Source organism: Pseudomonas fluorescens Q2-87, assembly GCF_000281895.1.
Taxonomy (GTDB): Bacteria; Pseudomonadota; Gammaproteobacteria; order Pseudomonadales; family Pseudomonadaceae; genus Aquipseudomonas; species Aquipseudomonas fluorescens_S.
The window spans coordinates 5,402,528-5,419,551 of record NZ_CM001558.1 but is presented as its reverse complement, the minus strand read 5'-3'; the positions used below and the strand labels follow the sequence as shown (position 1 = coordinate 5,419,551).

The 17,024-nt window shown below is 61.5% G+C and carries 13 protein-coding genes; 6 read left to right on the top strand and 7 right to left on the bottom strand.

The window, feature by feature from the left end:
- The first annotated feature begins 53 nt into the window (after positions 1–53).
- From PFLQ2_RS03970 to cyoD, 5 genes are read left to right on the top strand one after another with little or no spacing between them, the layout of a single operon-like run.
- A complete protein-coding gene (locus tag PFLQ2_RS03970; protein WP_003185887.1) occupies positions 54–296 on the top strand; it encodes a YdcH family protein in 243 nt (80 codons plus the stop codon).
- 12 nt (positions 297–308) lie between these two features.
- Positions 309–1,247, top strand: coding sequence for a ubiquinol oxidase subunit II (gene cyoA, locus PFLQ2_RS03975; RefSeq protein WP_430452995.1), 939 nt, complete (start codon positions 309–311; stop codon positions 1,245–1,247).
- 3 nt (positions 1,248–1,250) lie between these two features.
- Positions 1,251–3,227, top strand: coding sequence for a cytochrome o ubiquinol oxidase subunit I (gene cyoB, locus PFLQ2_RS03980; RefSeq protein ID WP_003185883.1), 1,977 nt, complete (start codon positions 1,251–1,253; stop codon positions 3,225–3,227).
- 3 nt (positions 3,228–3,230) lie between these two features.
- Complete coding sequence (gene cyoC, locus PFLQ2_RS03985) at positions 3,231–3,845, top strand: cytochrome o ubiquinol oxidase subunit III (protein ID WP_003185880.1); 615 nt, start codon at positions 3,231–3,233, stop codon at positions 3,843–3,845.
- Positions 3,846–4,175, top strand: a complete 330-nt coding sequence (gene cyoD / locus PFLQ2_RS03990) for a cytochrome o ubiquinol oxidase subunit IV (protein ID WP_003185878.1) — start codon at positions 3,846–3,848, stop codon at positions 4,173–4,175. It abuts the gene before it with no gap.
- A gap of 17 nt (positions 4,176–4,192) precedes the next feature.
- Here cyoD and PFLQ2_RS03995 read toward each other — a convergent pair whose 3' ends face one another.
- From PFLQ2_RS03995 to PFLQ2_RS04025, 7 genes are all read right to left on the bottom strand, one after another.
- A complete protein-coding gene (locus PFLQ2_RS03995; protein ID WP_003185876.1) occupies positions 4,193–5,125 on the bottom strand; it encodes a phosphatidate cytidylyltransferase in 933 nt (310 codons plus the stop codon).
- Between the two features lies 1 nt (position 5,126).
- Complete coding sequence (locus PFLQ2_RS04000; protein WP_003185874.1) at positions 5,127–5,747, bottom strand: lysophospholipid acyltransferase family protein; 621 nt, start codon at positions 5,745–5,747, stop codon at positions 5,127–5,129.
- Between the two features lie 232 nt (positions 5,748–5,979).
- A complete protein-coding gene (locus tag PFLQ2_RS04005; RefSeq protein ID WP_033046304.1) occupies positions 5,980–6,441 on the bottom strand; it encodes a hypothetical protein in 462 nt (153 codons plus the stop codon).
- On the bottom strand, positions 6,431–7,774 hold the full coding sequence (locus tag PFLQ2_RS04010; RefSeq protein WP_003185870.1) for a phosphatase PAP2/dual specificity phosphatase family protein: 1,344 nt from the start codon (positions 7,772–7,774) through the stop codon (positions 6,431–6,433). The genes PFLQ2_RS04005 and PFLQ2_RS04010 overlap by 11 nt, the downstream gene beginning before the upstream one ends.
- On the bottom strand, positions 7,774–9,531 hold the full coding sequence (locus PFLQ2_RS04015; protein WP_003185869.1) for a bifunctional alpha/beta hydrolase/class I SAM-dependent methyltransferase: 1,758 nt from the start codon (positions 9,529–9,531) through the stop codon (positions 7,774–7,776). Before PFLQ2_RS04015 ends, PFLQ2_RS04010 begins: the two co-directional genes overlap by 1 nt.
- 11 nt (positions 9,532–9,542) lie before the next feature.
- Complete coding sequence (locus tag PFLQ2_RS04020; RefSeq protein WP_003185867.1) at positions 9,543–10,166, bottom strand: CDP-alcohol phosphatidyltransferase family protein; 624 nt, start codon at positions 10,164–10,166, stop codon at positions 9,543–9,545.
- A 175-nt stretch (positions 10,167–10,341) separates the two neighbouring features.
- Positions 10,342–10,575 carry a hypothetical protein gene (locus PFLQ2_RS04025; RefSeq protein ID WP_003185865.1) on the bottom strand — a complete coding sequence of 78 codons (234 nt, stop codon included), beginning with the start codon at positions 10,573–10,575 and terminating at the stop codon, positions 10,342–10,344.
- Between the two features lie 1,592 nt (positions 10,576–12,167).
- Between PFLQ2_RS04025 and PFLQ2_RS04030 the strand changes: the two genes are divergently transcribed.
- Complete coding sequence (locus PFLQ2_RS04030; protein ID WP_003185863.1) at positions 12,168–17,024, top strand: RHS repeat-associated core domain-containing protein; 4,857 nt, start codon at positions 12,168–12,170, stop codon at positions 17,022–17,024.

Below are 17,024 nucleotides of genomic sequence, written 5' to 3'. Positions count from 1 at the left end.
GGCGTAATTCTAAAAAATCGTGGACCCATCATTCCTTCTTAAAGGAGAGCGTCATGCCTGCTTCTCACGACCTTTACCAGGATTTGAATTGCAGCAAAGAAGCCATTCAGGAGCGTCGACAACAGGATCCGGAACTCGACCGCTTGTTGGATCAATACGTGGATGTGGACAACCAGGTATTGGCGGCGGAGTCGATCTCGGCAGGTAACGTCGAAGATGACGACATTCGCAAACTCAAGGCGCAACGACTGGCGATCAAAGATCTGATTGCCCGGCAACTTGAAAACCAACCATAAGCGAAGCGCCGGATCATGCGTACAAGACTGCCTGATTACCTGACAAGGACGTTGCTGATCGCCGCAGTATTGCTGCTGGGTGGTTGCGACATGGTGTTATTCAATCCCAAGGGACAAGTCGGCCTGGACCAGCGCAATTTGATCATCCTGTCGACGTTATTGATGCTGCTGGTGGTGGTGCCAGTGATCGTCATGGCCCTGGTCTTTTCGGTGAAGTACCGAGCCTCCAACGAGAAAGCCCGCTACACGCCGGAGTGGGCGCATTCGCGCAAGATAGAAACGGTGGTCTGGGGTGTCCCGCTGTTGATCATCATCGTACTGGGTGTGGTCACCTGGAAATCCACCCACGCCTTGGACCCCTACCGGCCGCTGGATTCGGACGTCAAGCCGCTGGTGGTCCAAGTCATCGCGACGGACTGGAAGTGGCTGTTCATCTACCCGGAACTCGGCATCGCGTCGGTCAATGAATTGGCCATGCCGCTGGACACGCCGGTGAACTTCCGGGTGACCTCCGACGGCGCCATGACCTCGTTTTTCATTCCAGCCTTGGGTGGGCAGATCTACGCCATGGCCGGCATGCAGACCCAGCTGCACCTGATCGCCAACGAGGCCGGGGAATACCGGGGTATCGCCGCCAACTACAACGGCCCGGGTTTTTCCGACATGCATTTCAAAACACTGGCCACCGATGCCGCCGGTTTCGACAAGTGGGTCGCAGGCGTCCGGGCGGGCCAGGCACGCCTGGACAAAGACAGTTATGCCCGACTCGCCCGGCCCACGTTCAATCATCCAGTGGAGCACTACGCCTCGATCCAGCCGGACTTGTTCCAAAGCATCATCGATAAATACGAAGGCATGAACCGTTCCCGTGAAGTCGAGCATCGCATGGAACACATGCAAGGGCGCATCGAATCATCCGTCGGGACTGGGCAGCAAGTGAGCAAGGAGTAGGACATGTTTGGGAAACTGAGCCTCGAGGCAATCCCGACGGATGAGCCGATCATCATGTGGACCCTGGCGGTCGTGATGTTGATCGCCCTGGCCGGCATCGGCGCCGTTACGTACTACCGCAAGTGGACCTATCTGTGGACTGAGTGGTTTACCTCGGTGGATCACAAGCGCATCGGCGTGATGTACATCGTCGTCGCCCTGGTGATGCTGCTGCGCGGCTTCTCCGACGCGATCATGATGCGCACCCAACAGGCCATGGCCTCCGACGGTTCGGCCGGTTATCTGCCACCGGAACACTACGACCAGATCTTCACCGCCCACGGCGTGATCATGATTTTTTTCATGGCGATGCCATTGGTGGTGGGGCTGATGAACATCGTCGTGCCGTTGCAGATCGGAGCGCGGGACGTGGCGTTTCCGTTCCTCAATGCCTTGAGTTTCTGGTTGTTCGTGGCCGGTGCGATGCTGGTCAACGTCTCCCTGGCGATCGGTGAATTTGCCCGCACCGGCTGGGTCGCTTATCCGCCGTTATCGGGATTGTCCTATAGCCCCGGGGTGGGGGTGGATTACTACATATGGTCACTGCAGATATCAGGGGTGGGCACCTTGCTGACGGGGGTGAATTTCTTCGTCACCATCCTGAAAATGCGCACCCCGGGCATGACCCTGTTCCGCATGCCGGTGTTCACCTGGACGGTGTTGTGCACGTCGGTGCTGATCCTCGCGTCGTTCCCGATCCTCACCGCCACGCTGTTCATGCTCAGCCTCGACCGCTACCTGGACATGCACTTCTTCACCAACGAACTGGGCGGCAACCCGATGATGTACGTCAACCTCATCTGGGCCTGGGGCCATCCAGAGGTGTACATCCTGATCCTGCCGGCGTTCGGGGTTTTCTCCGAGGTGGCGTCCACCTTCAGTCGCAAGCGCCTGTTCGGTTATCACTCGCTGGTCTGGGCGACGATTGTGATCACCATCCTGTCGTTCATCGTCTGGGTGCACCACTTCTTCACCATGGGCTCGGGGGCGAACGTCAACGCGTTCTTCGGCATCATGACGATGATCATCGCCGTGCCCACCGGGGTGAAAATCTTCACCTGGCTGTTCACCATGTACCGTGGGCGGGTGCGCTTCGAAACGCCGATGCTATGGACGGTCGGCTTTATCGTCACCTTCAGCATCGGCGGCATGACCGGCGTGTTGCTGGCGGTGCCGGGCGCGGATTTCCTGCTGCACAACAGCCTGTTCCTGATCGCCCACTTCCATAACGTGATCATCGGCGGCGCCGTGTTCGGCTACCTGTGCGGCCTGACCTACTGGTTCCCGAAAGCCTTCGGCTTCAAACTGCATGACGGCCTGGGCCGGGCGGCGTTCTGGTGCTGGATCACCGGCTTCTACTTCGCCTTCATGCCGTCCTACTTCCTTGGCTTCATGGGCATGACCCGGCGCCTGAACCATTTCGACGTTCCAGAATGGCGGCCTTGGCTCGAAGTGGAGTTGCTCGGCGTCGGCATCATCTTGTGCGGCGTCGTCTGCCAGATCCTGCAGTTCTTCTTCAGCATCCGCCATCGTCATCAGAACCGCGACGTGACGGGCGACTCGTGGGGAGACGGCCGGACGCTGGAGTGGTCGACCGCCTCGCCGCCGCCGTTCTATAACTTTGCCCAGCAACCGGTGGTGGATGGCATCGATGCCTACTGGGGCATGAAGGAGCGCGGCCAGAAGACCGCCGTCGAGGCCGACTTCCAGAGCATCCACATGCCGCGCAACACGAGCATGGGCCTGGTCATCAGCCTGTTCAGCCTGGTCATGTGCTTTGCCCTGGTCTGGCATATCTGGTGGCTGGCCATCGTGGGGCTGGTCGCGACCATCGCGGGCGTCATCTGGCGCAGCGCCGATGACGATATCGATTACTACGTCCCTGCCGAAGAGGTGGCGCGGATCGAAAATCAACGCATCAAGGCGTTGGCGGAGGCCTGATCCATGTCCAATCTCGTTCAGCCAGACGCCACCGCACCGGAATCAGAACACGGCCACGCGGACACGGGCTCCATGACCTTGTTCGGATTCTGGGTCTATTTGATGACCGACTGCATCCTGTTCGCAACGTTGTTTGCGACCTATGCGGTACTCGGCCAGAGCGTCGCCGGCGGCCCGGGTGCCGCCGACATCTTCGAATTGCCCTACGTCCTGACGGAAACTTTTATCCTGCTGTTCAGCAGCATCACCTACGGCTTCGCCATGCTCGCGTTGAGCGCCGGCCAGAAGCAAAAGGTGCTGGCCTGGCTCGGCCTGACTTTCGTCCTCGGCCTGGCCTTCATCGGCATGGAGGTCTACGAGTTCCACAAGCTCATCGCCGAAGGCAACGGTCCCAACCGCAGCGCATTCCTCACCGGCTTCTTCACGCTGGTCGGCACCCACGGCCTGCACGTCACCACGGGGCTGCTATGGATGGCCGTTGTGATGTTCCAGGTTCAACGCAACGGCCTGACCACGGTCAACGCCACGCGCATGGGCTGCCTGAGCCTGTTCTGGCACTTCCTCGACGTGGTGTGGATCTGTGTGTTCACCGTGGTCTATCTGTTTGGAGTGATGTAAATGAGCAGTCTTCAGAGCCGCGTCGAGGCCAGCCATGGCAGCGCCAAGTCCTACCTCACCGGGTTCGTTCTGTCGGTCATCCTCACCGTCATTCCGTTCGCCCTGGTGATGTATCCCACGCTGCCCAAGCCGATAACGGCCGGGGTCGTGGTGATATTCGCAGTGATCCAGATCGTCGTGCACCTGATCTATTTCCTGCACCTCAACTTCTCACCGCAACAACGCTGGAACCTGACGGCGCTGGTGTTCTCCGTGGTGATCATTGCGCTGCTGGTGGGGCTGTCGCTGTGGATCATGTACAGCGTTCATCACAATATGCTGGCGCACTGAGTGGGCGCTGACCTACCTCAGGTCCACCAGTACCGCACCAAATGAAAGAAGATCGGCGCGGCGAAGCACACGGAGTCCAGGCGATCGAGCATGCCGCCGTGGCCTTCGATCATGTGGCCCCAGTCCTTGACGCCGCGGTCGCGCTTGATCGCCGACATGACGATGCCGCCGGCAAACCCCAGCAGGTTGATCAGCAGGGCGATGAGGAACGACTGCCACGGGTTGAACGGTGTGATCCACCACAACGCGCCGCCGATCAGCGAGGCGAGGAAAATACCGCCGGCAAAACCTTCCACGGTTTTTGAGGGCGACAGGTTCGGCGCGATCTTGTGCTTGCCGAACAACTTGCCGCACACGTACTGCAGCACATCCGACAGTTGCACCACGATCACCAGGTAGGCGATCAGCAACAGGTTCCGTCCTTCGAAACCGGCGATGTCGAGCGTCAGCAGCGCCGGCACGAACGAGATGCAGAACACCGCAATCATCAGCCCCCACTGGACCTTCGAAGCACGTTCCAGGAAGTGCGTACTGTCGCCGCCCAGCGAGGCCAGGATCGGCAGCAGCAGGAACACGTACACCGGAATAAAGATCGAGAACAGCCCGTACCAGTCGTAGTAGATCAGCAGGTACTGCAGCGGCAGCGCCAGGTAGAACGCGGCGACCAATGCGGGATAGTCACTGCGCCGGGTCGGCGTCAGGGTCAGGAATTCCCGCAGGGCGTAGAACGACACGGCATAGAACAGCAGGATAACCGCTGCGTTGCCAAGCCAGAACGCGATGCCGATCACCAGCACCATGATCCACCAGGCGTTGATCCGCGCGTTGAGGTTGTCGATGACCGAATTCGGCGCGCCTTTGGTCCGCAGCTTGAGAATGAAACCGATCAGCGAAGCCAGCAGCAGAATCGCGCCGATCCCGCCAAACAACATCAGGGTATATCGATCCATGTCAGACGTGCTCCGGGGCCAGTGCCAGCAGCGCGGCGCGGCTGCGTTCGAGAAATTGCGCTTTGCTTTCATCTTCTTCGATGCGCAGCGGCGCACCGAAGCTGGTGGTGCATAACAGTGGCAGGGGCAATACGCGGCCCTTGGGCATGACGCGGTTGAGGTTGGCGATCCACACCGGGATCACCTCGACCTCGGGATGAGCCGTCATCAAGTGGTAGATCCCGCTCTTGAAGGGCAGCAAGCCTTCGTCGGGGTTGCGCGTGCCCTCGGGGAAGATGATCAGCGAATCGCCGTTCTCCAGCGCCTCGAGCATCGGTTGCAATGGGCTGTACGACGGGTCCTTGCGCTCGCGGTCCACCAGCACGCCGTTGAACACCCGGTTGATGATGTAGCGGCGCATCGGGCTGGTCTGCCAGTAATCGGCGCCCGCCACTGGCCGTGTGAGCTTGCGCAGCGCTGGTGGCAGCGAAGCCCAGAGCAACACGAAGTCGCCGTGGCTGCTGTGGTTGGCAAAGTAGATTCGCTGCACCGGTTGCGGCGCACAGCCGAGCCACAGGCTGCGAGCACCCGTGACCATGCGGGCGGCGGAGGTGATGAGGTTGGCGACCACGGGTTCGAACATGAGGATTCCTTGTCCTGAGAAGCTCGGGTAGTTACACAATCTTGACGGCTGATAAATCACTGTGGCGAGGGAGCTTGCTCCCGCTGGGCTGCGCAGCAGCCCCATCTAATGCTGCATGCACTTATAACTGACACACCGCAGCGCCTGGCTCAGGGGCCGCTTCGCAGCCCAGCGGGAGCAAGCTCCCTCGCCACAATTGTCGCTCGCCATCCGCTATTCGTTAACGTTAAAACTATCTAATGTCTGAAAAGGCTAGCCAGGGACTGGCCAGGATGAAGCCCAGCGTCAAGACGACTTGTGCAGCCAGCAGCCGCGATTGTCGGCGCAGCAGCAATAGCGCGCCATGCCGGCGTTCGGTCCAGAGACGGCCGGCGCGTGCGGCCGGTTGCAGGCCAAGCGAGGTGAGGGCTTGGTCCAGGGTATAGGTACGTTCGGCCAGGGATTGGGTGCTGTCAGCCATGCGCTGGAACAGATCGGCATCGAACGCCACGCGCAGCGCCCAGTACTTTTCCAGTACGCCGAGAACGATCAGTGCAGCGCTCAACAGCAGCAACCATGGATCGATCACGCCCACCAGCCACTGCCCGAATCCCAGCAGTGCCGCCAGCAGGGTCAGCCCGGTGGAGAGCTGATCCAGGGAATGACCCCGCCGGAGCAGGCTCGCCACGGTGTGAAGCTCCATATCACTGATCATGGACAGTCCCCAGGGGTGTGGATAAGTGTTCCAGCGCGCGACGGTGCGCCGCATGCAAAACGATGCGTGGCTGGGCTCGCTGGATTTGCACGATCGCCGCATCGACGCTGGCGGCCCGCCCACTGTGCAGCAACCACGCCGCCACCGCAGTGGCGCTGCGCGAATAACCCAGTGCGCAGCAGACCAATACCGGCCCATGCTGGCGCAGGCTCTCGACGAATCGGGCCGCCGTCAGGCATTGCTCGGCAGTGGGCGCCGTCAGGTCAAGCACCGGCAACGAACGATAGGCAACGGCGGTGCTGTCCACTGACAGCTCAGCGCAAAGATCGACCACGCCGCTGAACGAGCTGTCCTTTAATTCCATCGGCGTAGGGACGCGGCCCAGCCAGACGTCATCGGCCACTTGAACCGGCTGCGGATGCTTGCGCGTCCACCAGCGGGAATTGATCCACGCCGCGGCCAGATACGGCGCCAGCAACCAACGCGCCGCCGGGCTCAGCCGGCCATCGGCGCGTTTTTGAAAGCCATCGGCACCGACCACCAAGTAATTGAGCGCCACCACCAGCACCGCCACCGCCGGCCAGATCAACCACAGCCACGCGCCGCCCAAGGCAAACGCCGGAATGAACAGCGCCGCAGCCCCCAAGGCATAACGCAGGCCCAGCCGCAGGCGGGCAGGGTCCGAGGTCAGGCGTGGGTTTTTCAGCGGACTCGGTCGATCCAGCGGCCATAACCAGACACACAGCCAACCGGCCAAGGCTCCGGTAGGCAGGTCAATGAAGTGGTGCTGATAGGTGGTCAGCACCGACACGCCAATCAGCGCGAACCAGCCGTGCATCAGCCAACGCCAGAAGCCTTGCAGATGACGCTGGTAGCAAACCCAAAGGATCACCAGCAACGCAATGTGCAGCGACGGCGCCTGGTTGAAGGGCTTGTCGAAGCCGGCCAGCACCTCGAACAACCAGCCGAACACCCCGTCCATTTCTGGCCGGGGGAAGGTGAAGCGCAACGGCCAGAGCAGAAAGCAACTGACCGCAATCACCTGGGCCGTGAGCAGGCGCAAGGCGTGGCGCTTGAGTTCCAGGCGGCTGTTGGGCAGCAGCAGGGACAGGCCATAAAGCAGATCGATCGACCAGTACGGCACGATGGTCCAGGCCATGAACGGCATGTGGCGTTCCCAGTCGAACACCAGCGTGCCGACGTCGTCACGCTGGGCCGTTACCCAGGTGGCGAAGCCATAGGTGCTGAAAAACAGCGGTGCCAACAGCAGCAACCACAGTACCGCCGGTTTCAGCAGCGCAGGCTCACGGGCCGGGGCAATGACGGCGCTCATCAACGCACTCGCTGAGCCAGCGAAACGCTGAAAATGCCCCATTCATCCACACGCAGGGTGATCTTGCGGAAGCCCGCCGCCTCGACCAGTTGATCCATTTCCGCCTGGCTGCGTCGACGCATCACCCAGGCCTGCCCAGCACGGTGGCTGGTGAGGGCGCGAGCGATCAGCTCCAATTGCGGGTGCCACGGCTGGCCGGTGTAGACCAGGAAACCGCCAGGCTCCACCGCTTCGGCCAGGCCGGCGAGGGAGCCGCCGACCATCTGGTTGTCGGCAAACAACTCGTACAGGCCCGACACCACGGCGAGGGTTGGTTTCGGTTCCAGCGCCGCCAGATCCTGACGGTCGAAGGCGTCGCCTTTGACGAACTGGGCGATGTCGCCCAAGCCTTTTTCGACGATCAGCGCGCTACCGTCGCGCACGTTGATGTCGCTGTAGTCGCGCAGCAGGATCGACTCCGGCAACGGGCTGACGCCCTGCAACGCTTCGAGAATGTAGCGGCCATGGCCGGCGGCGATGTCGACGATGCGTACTTCGCGGTCCTCTTCGCGCAATTTGCCCATGGCCAGGCGCAGCAGCTCTTCGACGTGCAATTTGCGCTGGCGAATACCACGCCAGCCGATGGAGTTCAGGTAGTTCTGGTCAATCATCCGGCCCAGCGCCGAAGTGCCGGTAGGGCGATTGCGATAGACATAATCCAGGGTACTGCCGGAGTCGAAACCGGTGTCGAAGCCCAACTTCACCCCGGCGGACAAGGAGCTGCCAAAGCGCATGCTGGCGCGAGTCATGCGCCAGTACAGGTCACGCAGCGAATTGTGCGGCAGCGGCGTGGCCAGGGTTTCCGCTTCGGCGCAGGTCGCGCCCAGGCGATCGGCGTCCAGCAGGGAGGGGCGGTCCAGCGGCCGTGCGAAGTTTTGCAGGATGAAGCGCCGGGCACTGGCGATGGCCGGTGCCCGATTCTTCTCGCCCAGGGTGTCATGGAAGAACCCCGGCAGGATGTGTTTTTCCTTGTGCAAACTGCCCAGGCGTTCGAAGAACTGCTCCTGGGGTTTGCGGTGCACGACGAAGTCGGAGCCGGAGATCAACAACTGCGTCGGGACCTGGATCGCCTGGGCATCGGCGACCACGCGGTCTGCCGCTTCGTACAGGCCCAGCAGCACGTTCACCGAAATGGCCTTGGTGATCAGCGGGTCGCTGTCGTAGGACGCCACGCGCTCCGGGTCATGGCTGAGGAATTTGGCCTTGACGTAGCTGTTGACGAAAAAATTGCCGCGAAACTTGCGCATCAATGCCAGGCCCGGGCGGGCGAAGGGCACGTAGAGCTTCACTTTGAACGCCGGCGACGCCAGCACCAGGGAACGAATGCGCGGCGCGTAATCGTGGACCCAGGTGGACGCGATCACCGCACCGACGCTTTGCGCGACTACCGCGATGTTCTGTTCGTCGATCTGGTGCGTGGCGCCGATGTGGTCGCAGAACGTCTGCACATCCCGCGCACTGGTGGCGAAGCTCGGGCTGTCGCCGCGAGCGCCGGGGGACTGGCCATGGCCGCGTGCATCCCAGGCAAAGAAGTCGAAGCCGGGCAAATCCAGCTCATCCACCAGGTGCGCAATACGCCCGGAGTGTTCATGGCCGCGGTGGAACAACAGCACCGCCTGGCGGGGCTCACCTGCTGCCGCGTCAACGGCTGGCCAGTGTTGGTAGAACAATTCCACGCCATCATGGGTGGTGAACGTCCGGTGTTGGGCTTCGCGCATTGCAAGATCCTTTATGCTGAGGGAGCGTTTTCCTTCACTTGGTCCAGGCCATGACGCACCCGATTGACCAAGGTATAAACCAGCAGGGCGGCAACCACCGCCATCACACCATTGACCCAGAGCGCCCCGAGCCAACCCAGGGCAATACCGGTGGCCAACACGCCAAACACAAAGGCCCGGTCGCTTTTGCCCATCGGCCCGTCATACCGCCGCGAAGCCCCGACCATCGCCCCCAGCACGCCGGCGTATTCGCTGAACAACGCCAACAGCGTGACCAACAGCACGAGCAACAGACTGGCATCGGGAATCAGGGCGAAAGGCAGGATCAAGGCGGCGTCGGCGATGATATCGCATAGCTCATTGAGATAGGCGCCCAGATGCGATTGTTGCCCGAACTCCCGGGCCAGCATGCCATCCACGGCGTTCAATGCCATGCGCAGGAACATCCAGATCGGCACCAGCACAAACACCCACGGGTGACCGGCAAACCAGGCGATCACCGCTCCCACCAACACCGAAATGACACCGGCCAGCAGCGTGACCTGGTTGGCGGTGACGCCCTTGTCGTAAAGCCGTTGGACTGTGGGGCGCAGCAGGTTCTGGAAGGCGGGTTTGAGTTGGTAAATGGAGGGCATCAGGATGAGGTCTCGGCCGGTTGCGGGTGTGAACGCTTCTGGTGGACGAGATTACGACAGGTTCGGAGTTTGCTGGTGGGTATTTGTTGGGATTGGGCAGCGGTAGGCATCTCTCGCTGCAATTTGACCGTGGCGCCGGCCTCCACGGGCTGGAATTGACCTTGAATCGGGGACTTCAGCCCCCGGCACGCAGCGGGCCACCGACCGGAACATACTCGACGGGCGCATCCCCTGGCAGCGTCTCGATGGGATCGTCGGCATAGCCGAAGCCTTCCTCCTTGAGATTGATCGAATGCACGCTGTGCTCACGGGCGGTATCGGCAGTGAGCTTGGTGAACAGACGATGATCGACGGGCAGGGTGAAGCGATCGCCGGGGTACAACTGGGCAAAGGTGAGGGTTGGGTTCATGGCTGGACTCTCCGAGAGTACGGGTCTCTTAGGCATTGAGGCGCGCGCGAGGCTTGGGGTTCCCTTTTTCGACAATGGAATGCCGGGGCTGAGCTAAAAAACTGCGGGAGCGGTGGACGCGGAATTTTGGGCAGCAGAAATCAAAACTGTGGGAGCGGGCTTGCTCGCGAAGGCGGTGTAACAGCCGCCGACGATGTTGACTGACGCACCGCTTTCGCGAGCAAGCCCGCTCCCACAGGAATCTGCGGTTTGACGCGGAATTTTGGGCAGCAGAAATCAAAAACTGTGGGAGCGGGCTTGCTCGCGAAGGCGGTGGAACAGCCGACGACGATGTTGATTGACGCACCGCTTTCGCGAGCAAGCCCGCTCCCACAGGGATCTGCGGTTTGACGCGGAATTGTGGGCAGCAGAAATCAAAAACTGTGGGAGCGGGCTTGCCCGCGAAGGCGGTGGAACAGCCGACGACGATGTTGACTGACGCACCGCTTTCGGGAGCAAGCTCGCTCCCACAGGGGATTTGCGGTGGACGCGGAATTTTGGGCAGCAGAAATCAAAAACTGTGGGAGCGGGCTTGCCCGCGAAGGCGGTGGAACAGCCGACGACGATGTTGACTGACGCACCGCTTTCGGGAGCAAGCCCGCTCCCACAGGGGATCTGCGGTTTGACGCGGAATTTTGGGCAGCAGAAATCAAAAACTGTGGGAGCGGGCTTGCCCGCGAAGGCGGTGGAGCAGCCGCCGACGATATTGACTGACGCACCGCTTTCGCGAGCAAGCTCGCTCCCACAGGGGATTTGCGGTGGACGCGGAATTGTGGGCAGCAGAAATCAAAAACTGTGGGAGCGGGCTTGCCCGCGAAGGCGGTGGAACAGCCGACGACGATGTTGACTGACGCACCGCTTTCGGGAGCAAGCTCGCTCCCACAGGGGATTTGCGGTGGACGCGGAATTTTGGGCAGCAGAAATCAAAAACTGTGGGAGCGGGCTTGCTCGCGAAGGCGGTGGAACAGCCGCCGACGATGTTGACTGACACACCGCTTTCGCGAGCAAGCTCACTCCCACAGGGATTTGCGGTGGACGCGGAATTTTGGGCAGCAGAAATCAAAACTGTGGGAGCGGGCTTACCCGCGAAGGCGGTGGAACAGCCGCCGACGATGTTGACTGACACACCGCTTTCGGGAGCAAGCTCGCTCCCACAGGGGATTTGCGGTGGACGCGGAATTTTGGGCAGCAGAAATCAAAAACTGTGGGAGCGGGCTTGCCCGCGAAGGCGGTGGAACAGCCGCCGACGATGTTGACTGACACACCGCTTTCGCGAGCAAGCCCGCTCCCACAGGGGATCTGCGGTGGACGCGGAACTTTGGGCAGCAGAAATCAAAAACTGTGGGAGCGGGCTTGCCCGCGAAGGCGGTGGAACAGCCGCCGACGATGTTGACTGACGCACCGCTTTCGCGAGCAAGCTCGCTCCCACAGGGATCTGCGGTGGACGCGGAATTTAGCGAATCGCCCTACGTCCGCCGCTTCTTTCCCTGACTTATTTCCTCAGCCATCGTCGGCAGAGTCTCGCGTTCGTTCCCGCACCGCGAGATTCCCGCATGTTTGCCCCCGACAAACTCCTGGCCCTGAACAACACCATCGGTAACTTGGTGGTGGCGGCCATGGACCCCGAACAGCCGGATGTCGAGGCGGTTTTCAAGGACTTTCGCAACTGCCTGAACGACTACGACGCCTGGGCCGAAGGTTTCTGGACCGGCTGGGCGCTGGATGTCGAGCAAGTGTTCAAGGTCGGTAACGAGGTGTCCCTCGCGGCACCGAAAAACCACGACAGACCCGTCAGCGCCACGGTGGTCGCCTGTCCGGCGGGCGGACCACTGACGCTGGTGCACATGTTCCAAGCGGCGCGCTTCGTGCCAATTGGCGACACCCCGGTGATGCTGGAGCCGGTCACCGGCGGTGAGCCGGGCAAGGAAACCTTCGGCGAGCCGGTCCACGATGTAATCGGCCCCAGCGGCATCCTCGAAGTCCCAAAATGCTGGCGCGGCCAGCGTTACCGCATCACCTTTTTTCCCCATGTAACCACCGATCACCTCAAAGCCTTGTACGCGTCCTACCAAGACGTGATTGGCGAGTTGGAAGGTTGGCTCAAGGCGGAGTGGGAAAACGAATTTCAACCGCTGTGGACGGAGTTTTCCGACGCCGGGTTTCTCGAACGCTACGGCGTATTGCAGCAAGCCGATTGGCGCGGCTTCGAAAACGCCCTGCACGCACTGTGGGACGACGTTAAACAGGTCTTCGAATTGCTGGCCGACCTACAGGCCAACAGCGAAAAGTTGCTCGAATACCTGACCCAAACCGAGCTCGAACAATTACTGAAAGCTTCTTCCGAGGCGATTGCCAAAGCGCTGATGGTGTTGAGCGACGAGCCGTTGCTCTTCGTCCATATGGCGGCATTCGGCAGTTGGCTGCGGATGCTGCCGCCGCAGTACGTTGCCGAAGTCGTCGGGGAGATGCGCGCCTCAGTCCTGATCAACTTCCTCTTGATACGTCTGGCCGGTCCCTTGGGCCTGGGCGTGCAGATGAGCGGCAAAGTGCTCCGGCAACTGCGCTCGGAGCGGGCCCGGGAGTGGCTGCTGGCATCGAGTTTGAGGTTGGGCCAGCTCAGTGCCGATCGGCTCAAGCAACATGCCGACGTACTCAAGCCAGTGGCGATCAGCGCCCAGCGTGCGCCATTGAAGCCGACGCCTGTCGGACCTCTGAACATCACCCCTGAGCATTCACCGCCGTTGTCGGTCAGCAATCCGGCCGCCGTGGCGCGGGAAAAATCCCAAGGCTCTACGCGGCTGAGCAGGCACGAACCCCACGACGACGCTCCAGCCCAATCGAAAAACCCCAACGGCGACAGCGCCGACACCGCAGCCCAGACCCAAACCAGCGGTTGCCCGGTGTCGATGGTCACCGGCGAAGAACTGCTGACCCTCGAGGACGGCACGCTCGATGGTCGGCTGCCGTTTGTCTTCACCCGCCTGTACCGCACCAGCGCCGTGGACCTGGACGTTGGGCTCGGACGCGGCTGGAGCCATGCCCTGGCCCATCGCTTGGAGCTGGAGGCCCAGCAGGTCATCTGGGTCGACCAGGAAAACCGCCGCACCCCGTTTCCACTGCCCGATACCCGGCGTCCGGCGATCCACAACAGCCTGGCCCGCGCCGCGATTTACCTGGGGACCGAGCCGGACGAGCTGATCATCGCCCAGCCCGGCGAGCAGGCACCTTTCCTACATTTTCGCGACGGTCGTCTGACCGCCCTCAGTGATCGGTACGACAACCGCCTGACGATCCAGCGCAACCTCCACGGCGACATCAGCCGCCTCGACAACGGTGCCGGACGCGCCCTGCGGCTGCGTTACGAGCAGCGTCAGCTGATCGCCGTGGATTATCAATCCTTCCACCCAGCCGCCAGCCTGGATGAAGCCTGGCGTACCGAACAGACCCTGGCGTCCTACCGCTACGACGGACGTTCCCGACTGATCGAAGCGACCAACGCCGTCGGTGAAAGCGAACGCTACGACTACGACGACCAGCACGTCATCCTCCAGCGACAACTGGCCGGCGGGGCCAGCTTCTACTGGGAATGGCAGGGCGCCGGGCGGGCGGCTCGTTGCGTGCGGCACTGGGCCTCGTTCGCGCAGATGGACAGCCGCTACACCTGGGGCGAGGACGGTCGTGTCACGGTCCAGCACCTCGACGGCAGCCAGCAAGTGTATGTCCACGACGACCGGGCGCGGCTGGTGCGCCAGGTCGAACCCGATGGCGGCGAGCACCTCAAGGCGTACGACGAACAGGGCCGGTTGATTGCCGAGCAGGATCCGCTGGGCGCCGTCACCGAATACCGCTACGACGAAGTCGGGCGACTGGTGGCGCTGATTCCGCCCATCGATGAGCCCACGTCCTACGAATACCGCAACGGTTTCCTGCACAGCCGTTCACGCGGCAACGCCGTGTGGACCTACCGGCGCAACGCCCAGGGCGATGTGACCGCAACCGTCGATCCTGATGGGCAACGTACCGCTTATGGCTACGACGCCCATGGGCAATTGCTGTTTATTCGTTACCCCGACGGCGGCGAACACCGCTTCATCAGGAATCGCCTGGGCCAGCTGACGGAAGAAATCCTGCCCGATGGCGGACGCTGGTGTTTTTCCTACGACGCCCTGGGACGGCTGCTGACCCGCCAGGACGAACACGGTGCCCTTACCCATTACCGATGGGACGCGGTAGGGCGAATGCTTCAGGTGACCTTGCCGACCGGCGCGACCCGGGCCTGGAGCTACAACGCCTACGGCAAGGTCACCAGCGAGCGCGACGAACTGGGGCGCGTCACCCGTTACGAATACGCCGACGACCTGCACCTGATCAGCCGCCGCCTCAACCCCGACGGCACTGAGCTGAAGTATCGCTACGACTCGGCAAGGCTGTTGCTGACCGAGATCGAAAACGAATCCGGCGAAAAATACCGGCTGGACTACACGCCCAACGGTTTGATCCGACAGCAGATCGGCTTCGACGGCCAACGCACCGCCTACGCCTATGACCTCAACGGCCATTTGCTGGAAAAAACCGAGCACGGCGAAGACGGTTCCCAGCGCGCCACGCACTACCAGCGCGACGCAACCGGGCGCCTGCTGCTCAAGACCTTGCCCGACGGCCAGGCGATCGAGTACCGCTACGACCGGCTCGGCCGGCTGGTGCATGTCGATGACGGCACGGACCATCCGCTGGCCTTCGAGTACGACGCCCACGACCGACTGATCACCGAGCACCAAGGCTGGGGCACCCTGCGCTATGGCTACGACGCCTGCGGACGGCTCAACCACCTGCGCCTGCCGGACCACAGCAAGCTCGACTATCACCACGCCCAGGGCGGTGCGCTGACTGCCATCGACCTGAACGGCGCACGGCTCACCGAGCACCAGATGCGCGGCGGTCGCGAACTGGAGCGCCAGCAGGGCCTGGTGCTCAGCCGGTACGACTACGACGAACAAGGCCGGCTCAAGGCCCAGACGGTGTGGCAGCACCAGGAGCAATTGTTCTGGCGCGATTATGCCTACAGCGCCAAGGGCAACCTTGAAACCCTTTCCGACAACCGCAACCGCCGCAATTACCGGTACGACCCGCTGGATCGCCTGATCCGCATCGACTATTCCCACACCGAGCCACCGGAACACTTCGCCAACGACCCGGCCGGCAACCTGCTGATACAGGACCGCCCCGGCCCAACCACCCTCAAGGGCAACCGTCTGCTCAGGGAGGGCGACCGCCACTACGACTACGACGCCTACGGCAACCTGGTCCGCGAGCGCCGCGGCACCGCCCCCAGCCTCGTCACCGAATACCGCTACGACAGCCAACACCGGCTGATCGGCGTCACCACGGCGGACGGTCGCGAAACGTCCTACCGCTACGACGCCTTCGGCCGACGCATCAGCAAGACCGTGGACGACCTGACCACCGAATTTTTCTGGCAGGGCGACCAAGTCGTCGCCGAAAGCAGCCCACGCCACCACCGCAGCTACCTCTACGAACCCGGCACCTTCCGCCCGCTGGCCATGCTCGACGGCAAAGGCCTCAACGCCTGCCCGTTCTACTACCACCTCGACCACCTGGGTACGCCCCAGGAACTGACCAACTATGGTGGCCAGGTCGTCTGGTCGGCGCGCTACAACGGCTATGGAAAAACCACCGAACTGACTCATGGCGGCGGCGAACAACTCGAACAACCGCTGCGCTTCCAAGGCCAATACCTCGACCCGGAAAGCGGCCTGCACTACAACCGGCACCGCTACTACAATCCCGAGACCGGTCGTTACTTGACGCCTGACCCGAGCAAGTTGGCGGGTGGGCTTAACGGGTATCGGTACACGGTGAACCCGACGGGGTGGGTGGATCCGTTGGGGTTGGTGGACTGCCCGGGAAAGGGTGGGTGTAAGCCGGCGGTTGGGGAGCAGGATCCGGCGGCGAAGGTTGGGGTGGATGAGGGGGAATCGAAGCTTCCTCAAACCAAACCAAAAGATATCTATACCTATCGAGGTGACTCACGAGAGCCTTGGGAAATATTTGAGACTGGATTCGAGCCGTTAGGATGGAGTACCGATCTATTTTTGCATGCTAAAGATAATCGAAGTCCGCCTAGTATTTATGTAAGTACAACCCCTTCAAGGAAAGAGGCAATAAAATTCGCGACCGGTTTTGGATATGAGCCCGGATACGTATACGTGTTAAAAAATGTGCCGGGTATTGATGTAAATAAAAAACTAGGTCTGATGTCGCCACATCGAAGGGAAGTGGAAATAGCTGTGCCCGGAGGAATTGATAGGAAAGATATAGTAGGGGCAACCCCAGTGAATGAAGATGGAACCTATGCAGGGTACTCGATACCTAATTTTGACAGGCGATAA